Annotated in this window: 13 protein-coding genes; 8 read left to right on the top strand and 5 right to left on the bottom strand. The window is 45.8% G+C overall.

Annotation, left to right across the window (positions count from 1 at the left end; all coding sequences use genetic code 11):
• Positions 1 to 52 precede the first annotated feature (52 nt).
• Positions 53 to 313, bottom strand: a complete 261-nt coding sequence (gene rpsT, locus RH85_RS06895; RefSeq protein ID WP_005596135.1) for a 30S ribosomal protein S20 — start codon at positions 311 to 313, stop codon at positions 53 to 55.
• Positions 314 to 573: 260 nt separating this feature from the next.
• On the opposite strand from rpsT, the gene murJ reads away from it, so the two are divergent.
• From murJ to ispH, 6 genes are all read left to right on the top strand, one after another.
• Positions 574 to 2,136: a murein biosynthesis integral membrane protein MurJ gene (murJ, locus tag RH85_RS06890; protein WP_039948791.1), complete on the top strand. Its 1,563-nt coding sequence runs from the start codon at positions 574 to 576 to the stop codon at positions 2,134 to 2,136.
• Between the two features lie 193 nt (positions 2,137 to 2,329).
• Positions 2,330 to 3,265 (top strand): bifunctional riboflavin kinase/FAD synthetase, encoded by a 936-nt coding sequence (ribF, locus tag RH85_RS06885; protein WP_006711488.1) that lies wholly within the window; start codon positions 2,330 to 2,332, stop codon positions 3,263 to 3,265.
• Between the two features lie 64 nt (positions 3,266 to 3,329).
• On the top strand, positions 3,330 to 6,170 hold the full coding sequence (gene ileS / locus RH85_RS06880; RefSeq protein WP_006711487.1) for an isoleucine--tRNA ligase: 2,841 nt from the start codon (positions 3,330 to 3,332) through the stop codon (positions 6,168 to 6,170).
• Positions 6,171 to 6,291: 121 nt separating this feature from the next.
• Complete coding sequence (lspA, locus tag RH85_RS06875; RefSeq protein ID WP_006711486.1) at positions 6,292 to 6,795, top strand: signal peptidase II; 504 nt, start codon at positions 6,292 to 6,294, stop codon at positions 6,793 to 6,795.
• Positions 6,796 to 7,027: 232 nt separating this feature from the next.
• On the top strand, positions 7,028 to 7,459 hold the full coding sequence (fkpB, locus tag RH85_RS06870; RefSeq protein ID WP_006711485.1) for an FKBP-type peptidyl-prolyl cis-trans isomerase: 432 nt from the start codon (positions 7,028 to 7,030) through the stop codon (positions 7,457 to 7,459).
• A gap of 23 nt (positions 7,460 to 7,482) precedes the next feature.
• Positions 7,483 to 8,448 carry a 4-hydroxy-3-methylbut-2-enyl diphosphate reductase gene (ispH, locus tag RH85_RS06865; RefSeq protein WP_006711484.1) on the top strand — a complete coding sequence of 322 codons (966 nt, stop codon included), beginning with the start codon at positions 7,483 to 7,485 and terminating at the stop codon, positions 8,446 to 8,448.
• 106 nt (positions 8,449 to 8,554) lie between these two features.
• Here ispH and RH85_RS06860 read toward each other — a convergent pair whose 3' ends face one another.
• Entirely contained in the window at positions 8,555 to 10,057 is a 1,503-nt protein-coding gene (locus RH85_RS06860) for a carbon starvation CstA family protein (protein ID WP_006711483.1), read from the bottom strand.
• A gap of 211 nt (positions 10,058 to 10,268) precedes the next feature.
• Between RH85_RS06860 and RH85_RS06855 the strand changes: the two genes are divergently transcribed.
• Positions 10,269 to 10,616, top strand: coding sequence for a DUF2799 domain-containing protein (locus RH85_RS06855; protein WP_006711482.1), 348 nt, complete (start codon positions 10,269 to 10,271; stop codon positions 10,614 to 10,616).
• A gap of 68 nt (positions 10,617 to 10,684) precedes the next feature.
• Here RH85_RS06855 and RH85_RS06850 read toward each other — a convergent pair whose 3' ends face one another.
• Complete coding sequence (locus RH85_RS06850) at positions 10,685 to 11,794, bottom strand: anhydro-N-acetylmuramic acid kinase (protein ID WP_006711481.1); 1,110 nt, start codon at positions 11,792 to 11,794, stop codon at positions 10,685 to 10,687.
• 100 nt (positions 11,795 to 11,894) lie between these two features.
• On the opposite strand from RH85_RS06850, the gene nagZ reads away from it, so the two are divergent.
• Positions 11,895 to 12,881 (top strand): beta-N-acetylhexosaminidase, encoded by a 987-nt coding sequence (gene nagZ / locus RH85_RS06845; protein ID WP_006711479.1) that lies wholly within the window; start codon positions 11,895 to 11,897, stop codon positions 12,879 to 12,881.
• Positions 12,882 to 13,011: 130 nt separating this feature from the next.
• Here the strand turns inward: nagZ and btsR are convergent, their stop codons facing one another.
• Together btsR and RH85_RS06835 are read right to left on the bottom strand one after the other, a co-directional pair.
• Positions 13,012 to 13,731 carry a two-component system response regulator BtsR gene (btsR, locus tag RH85_RS06840; RefSeq protein WP_006711478.1) on the bottom strand — a complete coding sequence of 240 codons (720 nt, stop codon included), beginning with the start codon at positions 13,729 to 13,731 and terminating at the stop codon, positions 13,012 to 13,014.
• A 9-nt stretch (positions 13,732 to 13,740) separates the two neighbouring features.
• On the bottom strand, positions 13,741 to 14,266 hold a 526-nt coding region (locus RH85_RS06835), incomplete at its 5' end, for a sensor histidine kinase (RefSeq protein WP_006711477.1).

The following is a 14,266-nucleotide window of genomic DNA, read 5'->3' as shown; positions in this document are numbered from 1 at the left end:
ATAAAAAAACCGGCGTGAGCCGGTTTTTCTTTACTGGGAATCAGAGTTCTAATTAAAGAGCTTTGATCGCAGCAACAAAACGAGACTTGTGACGAGCAGCTTTATTCTTATGAATAAGGCCTTTAGTCGCCATGCGGTCTAGGATTGGTGTAACTGATGCAAATGCAGCAGTTGCAGCTTCTTTGTCGCCTGCTTCGATAGCAGCAACAGTTTTCTTCATGTAAGTGCGCATCATAGAACGACGGCTAGCGTTGTGCTGGCGACGTTTCTCAGCTTGGATAGCGCGCTTCTTAGCAGATTTACTATTTGCCAAGGGTCTAACTCCCAAAAACTTTAGTTCGGTGACAATTTAAGGGCAGGGAATATCCCTTATTTGCGCCGAAATGTCAATTGATTTGTGCAAAAACCAGTCTGGGCCAAAACAAGTTTTGGATTCAACGGGTCATCACGGTTAAGATGGCGGGGATTCTATCAGTATTTTTTTTTCAATGCTAATACTTATCTGCCTTGAATCCGACTTTCCTTCATCTATTCGGTCAGATTAAGCAAGTATTGCATATTTTTGAGGTGTTTGTGAGTAAACGTCTACTCAAGTCTGGCATGATCGTCAGCGCGATGACTTTAATTTCTCGTGTGCTTGGTTTAGTCCGTGATGTGGTTGTTGCCAATTTAATGGGCGCGGGCGCCAGCGCGGATGTTTTTTTCTTTGCCAATAAAATCCCGAACTTTTTACGTCGCTTGTTTGCTGAAGGGGCTTTTTCACAAGCCTTTGTCCCGGTACTAACGGAAAACTACGCTCAAGGAGACATGGATAAGACGCGCCAATTGATTGCTCGTGCGGCGGGGACGTTGGGGGTTATTGTTTCTATTGTTACCTTACTGGGCGTCTTAGGTTCAGGTGTGGTAACGGCACTGTTTGGTTTTGGCTGGTTTTTAGATTGGCTTAATGGTGGTCCTGCGGCAGAAAAATTTGAGTTGGCGAGCTTTATGCTCAAAATTACCTTCCCTTATTTATGGTTTATCACCTTTGTTGCGCTTTCCGGAGCGATACTCAATACTCTCGGAAAATTTGCCGTCTCCTCTTTTACCCCTGTTTTTCTCAATGTGATGATTATTTTCTCGGCGTGGTTTATTGCGCCGCAGATGTCACAGCCTGAAATTGGTTTAGCGATTGGCGTCTTTCTTGGCGGCTTGGTGCAATTTCTTTTTCAAATACCATTCCTGATCAAAGCGGGAGTGATGGTAAAACCGCAATGGGGCTGGCGTGATCCTGGGGTAGTAAAAATTCGCACTCTGATGATCCCTGCGTTATTCGGTGTGTCTGTTAGCCAAATTAACTTGCTGCTCGATACCTTTATTGCCAGTTTTCTGCAAACGGGTTCCATCAGCTGGCTTTATTATTCAGATCGTTTACTTGAATTTCCTTTAGGTTTGTTCGGGATTGCGATTGCCACCGTTATCTTGCCTGCTCTATCTCGCAAGCACGTTGATGCGCACAGTGAAGGCTTTGCCAGTACCATGGATTGGGGCGTGCGAATGGTTATCTTGCTAGGTTTGCCTGCCATGCTGGGTTTAATGGTGCTGGCGAAACCGATGTTAATGGTACTGTTTATGCGCGGTGAGTTTTCCCCTCATGACGTTCAGCAAGCCTCACTGTCACTCTTTGCCTATGCGTCAGGTTTGTTGAACTTTATGTTGATCAAGGTTCTTGCGCCGGGCTATTACTCGCGCCAAGACACGAAAACACCAGTGAAGTACGGCATTATCGCGATGACAACCAACATGGTGTTCAACGCTATTTTTGCTTATTTCTATGGTTATGTAGGACTGGCGATGGCGACAGCGCTCTCTGCTTTGGTCAATATGGCGCTGCTATATAGAGGCTTGCACCTACAAGGTGTCTACCAGATGAGTAAGAGAACCTTACTATTTATCGCGCGCTTAGTGATTGCTGGTGGTGCTATGGTGGCGGCGATTATGTGGCAATTGGAAGAGATCAATGTTTGGCTTGCGTGGAGTTTTGTCGAACGCGTGATGGCTCTATCACTTTTGATTGGCCTCGGAGCGGGCGTTTATCTTGTTAGTCTGCTGGTGTTAGGCGTGCGTCTTAAAGATCTTAAAGCGGTGACAGATTAGTCTTCGGAGTGGTCTTGCATACAAGGTTGGCGACTTTTGCTTTAGAACCACGAGAGTGACAAGTCGCCGCCTTGGCTGCAAAGCAAGTTATTCTCGCTGAACGAAGCATGTTGAGGTTACTTGGGTATCAGGATTAGTATATAATCCGTCGGTTTCACGTCGTGCAAATTGAAAAGGCAGTAAGCAACTTCCAATGGAATTGATTCGAGGCATTCACAATATCCAGCCACACCATCAAGGGTGTGTGCTTACCATCGGAAACTTTGATGGCGTTCATCTTGGTCATCAGGCGGTACTTGAACAAGTATCCCAGCAAGCCAAGGCGTTGAATTTGCCTTCCATGGTGATGACGTTTGAACCTCAGCCTTTGGAGTTGTTTGCCAAAGATAAAGCACCGGCGCGTTTAACTCGATTGAGAGACAAATTTGTTCAGCTGAGCAAGTTAAAGATTGATCGTTTGCTCTGTGTCAGTTTTAACACTTATTTCGCCAGCTTAACGGCGGATGAGTTTATTACCGACTTGTTGGTCAAGCGATTGGGTGTTAAGTTTCTCGTTATTGGTGATGATTTTTGTTTTGGCCGTGGCCGCAAAGGTGACTTTGCGATGTTACAACAAGCCGGAAAACGTTACGGCTTTGAAGTCGTGAGTACGCAAAGTTTTTGTTTGCAGCAGCTACGTGTTAGCAGCACCGCAATTCGTAATGCTCTTGCGCAAGATGATTTACCCGCTGTGGCGCATATGTTAGGGCGTGATTATAGTATTAGTGGTCGTGTTTCACACGGTCGCAAGCTTGGGAGAACCATAGGTTTTCCTACGGCAAATATCCCTCTAAAACGCTGTGTATCACCAGTCTCAGGTGTGTATGTAGTACAGGCGCTAGGGCTTGGTGAACAAGTGATAGGAGGGGTGGCGAACATTGGTCAAAGACCGACGGTCAATGGCGTTCGTCAACAACTGGAAGTACACTTATTTGACTTCCAGGCCAATTTATATGGCAAGCAACTAGAAATAGTACTTTTGCAAAAGCTTCGTGATGAGCATAAATTTGAATCATTCGATGCTTTAAAACAGCAAATTGAATTGGATGCTGAGGCAGCAAGGGTGTGGCTGCGTCAGTTTAAGCGTTAATCGGTTTATTCCACCGTTAACCATAATGTCTAACTTTCGCCCAATACAACGGAATTAAGAATCGATGAGTGAGTATAAAGATACCCTGAACCTACCAGATACAGGGTTCCCAATGCGCGGTAATCTGGCCAATCGTGAGCCAGAAATGCTTGAGCGTTGGTATAAAGAAGATCTTTACGGTGAAATCCGTAAAGCGAAGAAAGGCAAAAAATCTTTCGTATTACACGATGGCCCTCCATACGCCAACGGTGATATTCACATTGGCCATGCGCTAAACAAGATTCTTAAAGACATTATTATTAAATCCAAAACGCTTTCGGGTTTTGACGCTCCGTACGTTCCAGGTTGGGACTGTCACGGCCTACCAATCGAATTGATGGTAGAGAAAAAAGTCGGCAAGCCAGGCCAAAAAGTAACGGCAGCAGAATTCCGTGAAAAATGTCGCGAATACGCAGCGGGTCAAGTTGAAGGTCAAAAAGAGAGCTTCAAACGTCTTGGTATCATGGGCGAGTGGGACAAACCGTACCGCACTATGGATTTTGTTACTGAAGCTAACATCATCCGCGCACTAGGTAAGATTGCCGATAAAGGCCACCTATTGAAAGGTTTCAAACCTGTCCACTGGTGTACAGACTGTGGTTCAGCTCTGGCTGAAGCAGAAGTTGAATACAAAGATAAAGTGTCACCATCTATCGACGTGAAATTTGCAGCGACGGATGAAGCTGCGGTATTGGCTAAGTTTGCACTTGCTGATGGTCACGCTGGTGAAGGCGAGCTTTCAATCGTTATCTGGACAACCACACCATGGACTCTGCCAGCAAACTGCGCAGTATGTCTACGTGACGACCTAGAATATGCATTGATTCAAGTTGAAGCGAATGGCGAACAGCCTGCGCAACGTATCATCGTGGCTTCTGAGCTGGCGAAAGATGCAATGGATCGTGCTGGTATTGAGCATTTCCACAACCTTGGCTTTGTTAAAGGTGCGGATCTAGAGCTGCTACAATTCAACCACCCATTCTATGACTTCACTGTTCCGGCGATCCTTGGCGATCACGTAACAACGGAATCAGGTACTGGTGTGGTTCACACTGCACCTGGCCACGGTCAAGAAGACTTCGTGGTTGGTCAAAAGTACGGTCTAGAAGTAGCGAACCCTGTAGGTTCAAACGGCGTTTACCTGCCAGATACTCCGCTATTTGCTGGTCAACACGTTTTCAAAGCGAACGATTCAGTGCTTGAAGTGCTTAAAGAAAAAGGCGCGTTACTGCATCACCACGCTTACGAGCACAGCTACCCACACTGCTGGCGTCATAAGACTCCAATCATCTTCCGTGCAACACCACAGTGGTTCATCTCAATGGATCAAGCTGGCCTACGTGCAAAAGCACTAGAGTCAATCAAAGGTGTTCAGTGGATGCCTGAATGGGGCCAAGGTCGCATTGAAGGTATGATTGAAGGTCGTCCTGAATGGTGTATCTCTCGTCAACGCACTTGGGGCGTGCCAATTGCGCTATTCGTTCACAAAGAAACGGCGGAACTGCACCCTAATTCACTAGAGCTAATTGAGAAAGTAGCAAAACTAGTTGAAGAGAAAGGCATTCAAGCTTGGTGGGATGTTGATGCTGCTGAGTTGATGGGTGCTGAAGATGCTGCAAACTACGAGAAAGTGCTTGATACGCTAGACGTATGGTTTGACTCAGGTGTGACTCACTACTCTGTTGTTGATGCGCGTGAAGAATTCAACGGTCATAGTGCGGATTTGTACCTTGAAGGTTCTGACCAACACCGTGGTTGGTTCCAATCTTCATTGATCTCATCTATCGCGATGAAAGACGTAGCGCCGTACAAACAAGTACTGACGCATGGTTTCGTGGTTGATGGTCACGGCCGTAAGATGTCTAAATCTATCGGTAACGTTGTGGCTCCAAAAGATGTAACCAACAAACTAGGCGCGGATATTCTTCGTCTATGGGTTGCTTCAACGGACTACACCGGTGAAGTTGCAGTTTCAGATGAAATCCTAAAACGTTCTGCAGATGCGTACCGTCGTATCCGTAACACGGCGCGTTTCTTCCTAGCAAACTTAAACGGTTTCAACCCAGAAACTGATTTAGTACCAGCTGAAGAAATGGTCGCATTGGATCGTTGGGCGGTAGGTCGTGCACTGGCTGCTCAAGAAGAGATTGTGAAAGCATACGAAGAGTACAACACACATGGTGTAACTCAGCGTCTAATGCAATTCTGTTCAATCGAAATGGGTTCATTCTACCTAGACGTAATTAAAGACCGTCAGTACACCGCAAAACGTGGTGGCCACGCTCAACGTAGCTGTCAAACTGCGCTTTACTACATCGTAGAAGCTCTGGTTCGTTGGATGGCGCCTATCATGTCGTTCACTGCAGATGAAATCTGGAACGAAATGCCAGGTCAACGCGATAAGTTCGTCTTCACTGGCGAATGGTTCGATGGTCTATTTGGTCTAGCTGAAAACGAAGAGCTGAACAACGAATTCTGGACAGAAATCCAAGCGGTTCGTGGCGGCGTGAACAAGCTTCTAGAAGCGGCACGTAGCGAGAAAGTGATTGGTGGCGCACTACAAGCTGAGATCACTCTATTTGCTGATGAAGCACTGGCTGCGAAGATCAATAAACTTGAAGACGAACTACGTTTCGTATTGCTAACGTCAAAAGCGGCAGTTAAACCTCTAGCAGAGAAAACTGATGCGGCTAAGCCAACGGATATTGAAGGTCTGTGGGTAGAAGTTGCGGCTTCAGAAGGCGAGAAGTGTGACCGTTGTTGGCACCACACTGCGGACGTAGGCACAATTGCTGGACACGAAACGGTGTGTGGTCGTTGTGTAACCAACGTCGATGGTGAAGGCGAAGTTCGTAAGTTTGCTTAATCTCGCTTTAGCGATTGAACTTTATTAAAAATTTATAGCCCCAGTATCTACTGGGGTTATTTTTATCAAGTACTTTACCGAATGAGTCTTTAGCGGTAAGTGAAGTGAGATTGAAAAGAAAATGAGTAACTTTTCTCTGAAACAATCAGGTGTACGTTGGCTTTGGCTTGCCGTGGTGATTTTTGTCGCGGACATTGCCATCAAGCTATTTGTTATGGACAACATGGGTTATGGCTGGGCAAATCGAGTTGAGGTTCTGCCTTTCTTTAATTTTCTCTATGTACACAACTATGGTGCCGCCTTTAGCTTTTTAAGCGATCAAGCCGGTTGGCAGCGCTGGTTCTTTACCGCGATTGCTTTTGTTGTGACCGCGATGCTGACTTATTGGATGAGCAAACTGCCAGCGAAAGAAAAGTGGAATAACATCGCGTATGCCATGATCATTGGCGGGGCGGTCGGTAATGTTTTCGATCGTATCGTGCATGGGTTTGTCGTCGATTATCTTGATTTCTTCTGGGGTGATTACCACTGGCCTGCGTTTAATTTAGCCGATAGTACGATTTGTATTGGCGCGGCGATGATTATTCTTGATGGTTTTCGTAAGAAAGAAGAAGTTAAAGCTTAAATCGCAAAATATTTGAATAACCCTAAGCGCTGTCTGTTGATTCGACAGCGCTTTTTAATATACCTTGATAGCTTAAGTTGTGGTGTGATTGACTCTGTACTGGTCTCTTTAGCGCACTGATTGCGCGGTGAGGAAGCAAGGCGAGTTGAAACCATACCGTCAGTGATCTCGCCATATTGAACTGGTGAAATTGATTATCTCAAGATAATAATAACGACAAGGAAGCAGTAACGTGATAACAATCGCTCAACAATCCGCAGTAACGCTGCATTTCACGATAAAAATGAAAGACGGTTCTGTTGCTGACAGCACTTATAGTATGGGTAAACCCGCTAAGTTAGTGATTGGTGATGGCAGCTTAAGTGAGAATTTTGAGCAGTGCCTATTTGGCTTACAAACCGGCGATAAAAAAGCAATAGATTTACCCGCTGCTGATGCTTTTGGTATGCCAAATCCAGATAACATTCATTATATGGATCGCGCAAAATTTGTCGGTAATGCGGAAGTTGAAGTGGGTACGATTATGGCGTTTAGCGGTCGTGATGGCATGGAGATCCCCGGTATTATTACTGAGATTGCCGGCGATTCGGTCACGGTTGACTTTAATCACCCTTTAGTAGGACAAGATGTGACTTTTGAAGTCGAAATTTTGTCAGTAGAATAACGCCCCAAGAAGATAACAATTCCATGAGCAATGAAATGAAAATCCTGTTAGCCAACCCACGTGGTTTTTGTGCTGGTGTTGATCGTGCTATTAGCATCGTAGAGCGCGCATTAGAACTTTATCAGCCACCAATCTATGTCCGACATGAAGTGGTCCATAATCGCTTTGTGGTGGAAGGCTTAAAACAGCGTGGTGCGATCTTTGTGGAAGAGCTCAGTGAAGTACCTGATGACAATATCGTTATTTTTTCCGCTCATGGTGTCTCCCAAGCTGTGCGTCAAGAAGCGAAAGAGCGCGCATTAACGGTGTTTGATGCGACATGTCCTTTGGTTACCAAGGTCCATATGGAAGTGGCTCGAGCCAGTCGCAAGCATATGGAAGTGGTGCTGATTGGTCACGCAGGTCATCCTGAAGTGGAAGGCACTATGGGGCAGTATTCAAGCTTCGAAGGCGGCATGTACTTAGTTGAAACGCCACAAGATGTAGAAAGGCTGTTGAGCTTGGTGAAAGACCCAAGTGAGTTGCACTATGTCAGCCAAACAACGTTATCAGTCGATGAAACTGCCGATGTGATCAACGAGCTGCGTCGCGTGTTCCCTGAGATCCAAGGGCCACGTAAAGATGATATTTGCTACGCAACACAAAACCGCCAAGATGCGGTGCGTGAAATGGCCGGTGATGTGGATGTGGTGATAGTAGTGGGCTCGAAAAATTCATCCAATTCAACTCGCTTGAAAGAGTTAGCCGAAAAATTAGGTACGCCAGGTTATCTTACCGATTGTCCGGAAGATATTGATAGCGCATGGTTTGATGGCAAGAAAAAAGTCGGTGTGACCGCGGGTGCTTCTGCACCTGAAGAGTTGGTTAACAAGATCCTTGAGCGTATCAAAGAATTAGTTGGTACACGTTCAGTTGAAGAGGTGCTTGGCCGCGAAGAAAATATGTTTTTTGAAGTGCCAAAAGAGCTGCAAATTAAACAAATTGATTAGTGTTCATCCGTTGAATGCTGATAGATAACAGACAATAAAAAGGCTCCCGAGGGAGCCTTTTTTTATCGATAAGCCAAGTGTCGTTATTATTAAATATTACTTAGCGTTAAGCCGTTTTGCTTTCGACTGGTGTCGCAGTTTGTTCTGCGGTTTCCTCACCATTAACCAAGTCTGTATCGCCTTTACCTTTAGAGATTTTAATCACATATGCCATCGCTGCGAGTGCAAAGATAACGCCAGAGATGGTCGATACTTGCATCGGTAGGCCAAAACCTAAGGTGCTATTGTTGAGAATAAAGGTGACACATACCGCAGTCATGAATACCGCTGGAATGGTTGTGATCCAATGCAGCTTGTTATGACGCAATAGGTACGCAGAAGCGGTCCAAAGCATCATTACTGCTGTCGCTTGGTTGGCAAAGCCGAAGTAACGCCAAATGATACCGAAGTCTACTTGCGTTAATACACCACCGATGACAAATAGGGGAACGGCCATCAATAGTCGGTTACGCAAGGTTTTCTGTTCCATGTTGAAGTATTCAGCCAAGATTAAGCGGCTTGAACGGAATGCAGTATCACCTGATGTGATTGGTAGAATAACCACGCCTAGGAAAGCGATGATGCCACCAAATACGCCTAGAAGACCAAATGATGCGCTGTAAACCACGTTACCTGGGCCACCGTTCGCAACTGCTTCTTGCAGTGCTTCTAGTGAACCGAAGAACGAAAGCGCAATCGCACACCAAATTAGAGCAATGATACCTTCGCCGATCATCGCGCCATAGAAAACAAAGCGACCATTCTTTTCATTTTCCATACAACGTGCCATCAGTGGTGACTGAGTGGCGTGGAAGCCTGAAATAGCACCACAAGCGATGGTGATAAACAGAGCAGGCCAAATCGGCATGTCATTCGGGTTCAAGTTGGTGAACATATCACTCACCTCAAAGCCGCCCAAAATATGATGCTCGCTCGAGAATGCTACCGCGCTGATAAGACCCACCGACATAAAGATCAGTAGCGCGCCAAATAGTGGGTAGAAGCGGCCAATGATTTTATCTACTGGAACGATCGTCGCAAGAATGTAGTAAGCAAAAATAATCACTACCATGGTCGTCATGCTGACATCAAGGCTGGTTTGCTCGTTGATAAGGTTAGTGATCATTCCTGCAGGAGCAGAAACAAACACAACACCGACAAGAAGCAGCAGTACAATGGCAAAAATGTTCATAAAATGTTTGGCGCCATTGCCTAGGTAACGACCTGTAATTGTTGGGACAGAAGCACCATCGTTGCGGATCGAAAGCATACCTGAGAAGTAATCATGTACGGCACCGGCAAAGATACAACCGATGACAATCCATAGCATTGCGGCCGGACCATAGAGTGCGCCCATGATTGGACCGAAAATAGGACCAACGCCTGCAATATTGAGCAATTGAACGAGATACACTTTTGGTGTCGACATTGGTACGTAGTCAACGCCATCAGTTTTGGTGTGCGCAGGAGTTTTACGCTTCTCGTTGATACCAAAAATTTTCTCAACGAAAGCGCCGTAAATAAAGTAACCGCCAATCAGTGCAGCGACACAGGTTAAAAACCACAACATAATTTCTGTCCTTGTGTATTGGATTCATGGTCGATAATAATCGTCCTTAAGGCGAGAAACATTCGCTTTTAAGTTGAGTGGTCGTATAGTGAGTTAAGTGGTGTTTGCTGCTATTAAGTGGTTTTATTTTTCGCCACTTATTTACCGTAAGTGGTCAATCATGGTGTTTAGTGGTTACACTAGAGGTAGGTAAGAACAACAAGGAAAAACAATGAGAAAGCTTGTAGTAGTGGCAATGCTTACCCTTTTGGCTGGGTGTGCAAGTTCTGTTGAGCAACTGGTACAATCGGGTGATTGGTATCAGGTCGGTTATCAAGATGGCGTGAGTGGTAATACTCAACGCTCTTATTCGGATCTGGCGAAACTCGGTCAAGCGAATCAAGCCGATTATGACCAAGGGTATCTAAGCGGTGTGGAAGAATACTGCAATCCTGACTTTGCGTATCAAATTGGCTTGTCGGGCCAATATTATGAAGGTGTGTGCGAAGGTTCAGAGGATGCACAGCAGTTTCGTATGGAGTGGCAACGAGGCTGGAGTGAACACCAAAATAGCTACTAATGTTTAGCTAGGTGGATGTAAAAAGGCTTGGTTATCCAAGCCTTTTGCGTATTTGTCACCATAGAGTTTTAGGCGTAGTAGAGCACTCCCAGTGACGCCAAACTACTTGCTCCGGTCACCTCTGGTAGGTTACTCGGCAAATTATGCATGCGTCGCTGCGCAAGCCATGCGAAGGCAATGGCTTCCATGTTGTCACTGTCGACACCTTTATCTTGGGTTGAACCTACAGCCCAATTAGGTAGTAGCTCTGCCAAGCGTTGCATCAGTAGTGGATTGCGAACTCCGCCGCCACATACTAAAAGTTCTGGATGTTCACCTAAGGTATAGCGAGCGACATCGTTGGCGATGGTAACCGCGGTATATTCACACAAAGTGCGCTGTACATCCTGCTCAGGCAGTTGATGGCCAATCAGCTTTTGTTCCAACCAAGGTAAGTTAAATAGCTCTCTACCCGTGCTTTTTGGTGCTTGGCGAGCAAAGTAAGCTTCACTGAGTAATTCGTTTAATAGTGTTTGATTGACCACACCTTGTCGCGCAAATTGGGCTCCATCATCGTATTTATGCCCGCGATGTTTTTGAGTCCATGCATCCATTAGCATGTTTCCCGGGCCAGTATCGTAACCAATCACCGCTTGGTCTGGGCGCAAGACGGAAATATTAGCGATACCGCCGATGTTTAATACCACCACGCTTGAATCGGTTGATTGGAATAGGCATTGATGAAATGCCGGTACGAGTGGTGCTCCTTGGCCTCCTAGCGCCATGTCTTTACGGCGAAAGTCTGCAACGGTATCGATGCCCGTTTTAACCGCAATAATATTTGCGTCGCCCAATTGCATGGTAAATGGCGCATCACCTTCTGGCCTGTGGTAGACCGTTTGGCCATGATTACCGATGGCAGTAATGCTATCGGCGGAACAATTGGCTTGGGTTAATAACGCATTGACCGCGTCCGCGAAGAGATGGCCGAGTAAGTGGTCGAGTTCGCCAATTTCCGCCAAACTGGTTGGCTGACCAATACAAATATTCAACAGCCGTTGTTTGAGTGATTCGGGCATCGGAAAATCATGAGCCGCTAGCAACTGTATTTGGTTGCCTTCGATTTCGACTAGAGCGGTGTCGACACCGTCCATGCTGGTGCCTGACATCACACCAATAAAGCGTTGTTTTGTATTCATATCCAATTTTTACCAATAGGGTGACATATCCATTGTAAACCGAGAACAATCAGAATAACCTCGAAAGCATAGCGAAAATCGACCGCAATCAGGAGAAATTATGGGTCCGTTATGGCTGGATGTAGCTGGGTATGAGTTAACCGCAGAAGATAAAGAAATTTTGCAGCACCCCACGGTTGGGGGCGTGATTTTATTTTCTCGCAATTATCATGACAATCAACAGTTGTTGGCTCTCAATACCGCCATCCGTAAAGCGGCAAAACGACCAATTCTGATCGGTGTGGATCAAGAGGGTGGGCGCGTACAGCGTTTTCGTGAAGGTTTTTCTCGCATTCCTGCCGCGAAGTTATTTGGTGAGCAAGCTCAGGGCGAACAAATGGCGGAATTGGGTGGCTGGCTGATGGCGGCGGAATTGATTGCTCATGATATCGATTTAAGCTTTGCCCCTGTGTTGGATAAAGGTCACGATTGTCGCGCGATTGGCGATCGTGCTTTTGGCGATGATGTTGATAGCATCTTGCGCTACAGCAGTGCATTTATGCGTGGTATGAAGGCTGTTGGTATGGCGACGACCGGTAAGCATTTCCCTGGGCATGGTGGTGTACTGGCGGATTCACATTTAGAAACGCCGTACGACGATCGCGATAGCATTCTTGAAAAGGATATGGCGATCTTTAAAGCGCAAATTGAAGCGGGCACACTCGATGCAATGATGCCAGCACATGTTATTTACTCAAACTATAACGATCAGCCTGCGAGTGGTTCGTCGTTTTGGCTAAAACAGGTGCTGCGTGAGCAACTGGGCTTTAAAGGGATAGTCTTCTCTGACGACCTTAATATGGAAGGGGCTGCCATTATGGGCGGGCCTGCTGAGCGCTCTCATCAAGCATTGGTGGCGGGATGTGACATGCTATTGTTGTGTAATAATCGCGACCAACAAATAGAAGTATTGGATAACTTGCCGATCATGGAAACCCCGCAAGCGATGGGGTTAATGAAGAAGCAGAGTTTTTCTTTGAATGAACTGCAAAGCAGTGAAAAGTGGCGTCAAGCCTCTGAAGCGATGAAGCGCATGCTTGAGTGCTAACGGAACAATGTCGTCATAAAAAGAGCCACGCAATGTGGCTCTTTTTGATCGCAAGATACGCGTACAACTGATAGATATGGAAGCTTTTGGATCATGATGATCTTTTTGCTCACAATGGTCTTTTTACTGGTTAATGAAAACCTAAACGCTCTTTAAGAGGCTTTAAGTAGCGTCGACTTACGGGGATGGGGTGTTGGCTATGCGTTAATATTTCAGCCAGTCCATTTTCGAGTAATTTGATCTCTTTGATCGCTTTCACGTTAACTAAGTATTGGCGATGGCAGCGCACCAAAGGCGTCTTCTCTTCCAGAACTTTAAGCGTTAATTGGCTGGTGGCGGATTGTTGTGGTGTTTGTACGTGTACACCACTGATGTCGCTATGAGCAAATTCAATCTCGTGGGTGGCAATGATCATAATGCGGTTTAAGCCGATGCAGGGGACTTGGTCAAGGTTTTGTGGTGCGATAGCGCTGACTTGTTGTTGGCTTTGGTGACCTGATTTCACCAGGCGCTGCACGGTTTTTTCCAATCGTTGAATATCGACCGGCTTAAGAAGATAATCGAAGGCGTTATCTTCAAATGCTTGAATGGCGAACTCATCGTACGCGGTAACAAAGACTACGTAGGGCATGGTGTCAGGGTCTAACATTCCTAGCAGTTCAATACCCGTCACTTGCGGCATTTGAATATCGAGGAAAACCACATCCGGTTTGAGTTGATTGATTTTTTTCAGCCCTTCAATCGCATTGCTAGCTTGGTCGATGACCTTTATTTTTCCAGTTTCTTCCAGTAGTTCTGTCAACTCTTCTCGAGCAAACAATTCATCATCTATCACAAGTGCAGATAGCATGGTTAATCCTTAACGATCATCATTAGGAATGAGGAAGCTCATTCGTGTGTACTGGTTAGTTTTTACATCAATTTTTAGGTCGCTTACGTGGCCAAATTTATTGGTCAGTCGCTTGGCGACAATTTGCATTCCTAGGCCAGCATGTGCCTGATTGGGCTCGATATAACTGCCAGCGTTATCTTCCACCACAATGCGCTGGCCTTGTTCTTCATGTTGGCTGTAGATGCGCACTACGCCACCTTCAAGTAGATTGGAGATGCCATGTTTGATCGCATTCTCCACTAATGGCTGTAAAGTAAAGGTTGGCAGTTTTCGTTGCAATAAACTTGAATCAATATCGATTGCCACTTCTAAACGGTCAGTAAAGCGGGCTTTTTCTATCGTCAGGTAAGCATTTACATGAGCCAATTCATCATTGAGTGTCACCGCCTCAATATTTTGTTTTAGGTTACTGCGAAAGAACTGAGATAGATGTTGGATCAGTTCTCGCGCTTTAGTGGGATCACGTCGAACCACAGCACTAATAGTATTAAGC

The organism is Vibrio ichthyoenteri ATCC 700023, assembly GCF_000222605.1.
Classification (GTDB): Bacteria; Pseudomonadota; Gammaproteobacteria; order Enterobacterales; family Vibrionaceae; genus Vibrio; species Vibrio ichthyoenteri.
The sequence above is the reverse complement of the archived record's forward strand: the minus strand, read 5'-3'. Positions and strand labels throughout refer to the sequence as shown.

Coding starts and splice junctions, on each gene's coding strand:
- ribF (WP_006711488.1), top strand. CDS start 2,330: ATGGAATTGATTCGAGGCATTCACAATATCCAGCCACACCATCAAGGG.
- ileS (WP_006711487.1), top strand. CDS start 3,330: ATGAGTGAGTATAAAGATACCCTGAACCTACCAGATACAGGGTTCCCA.
- lspA (WP_006711486.1), top strand. CDS start 6,292: ATGAGTAACTTTTCTCTGAAACAATCAGGTGTACGTTGGCTTTGGCTT.
- ispH (WP_006711484.1), top strand. CDS start 7,483: ATGAGCAATGAAATGAAAATCCTGTTAGCCAACCCACGTGGTTTTTGT.
- RH85_RS06860 (WP_006711483.1), bottom strand. CDS start 10,057: ATGTTGTGGTTTTTAACCTGTGTCGCTGCACTGATTGGCGGTTACTTT.
- RH85_RS06855 (WP_006711482.1), top strand. CDS start 10,269: ATGAGAAAGCTTGTAGTAGTGGCAATGCTTACCCTTTTGGCTGGGTGT.
- RH85_RS06850 (WP_006711481.1), bottom strand. CDS start 11,794: ATGAATACAAAACAACGCTTTATTGGTGTGATGTCAGGCACCAGCATG.
- nagZ (WP_006711479.1), top strand. CDS start 11,895: ATGGGTCCGTTATGGCTGGATGTAGCTGGGTATGAGTTAACCGCAGAA.
- btsR (WP_006711478.1), bottom strand. CDS start 13,731: ATGCTATCTGCACTTGTGATAGATGATGAATTGTTTGCTCGAGAAGAG.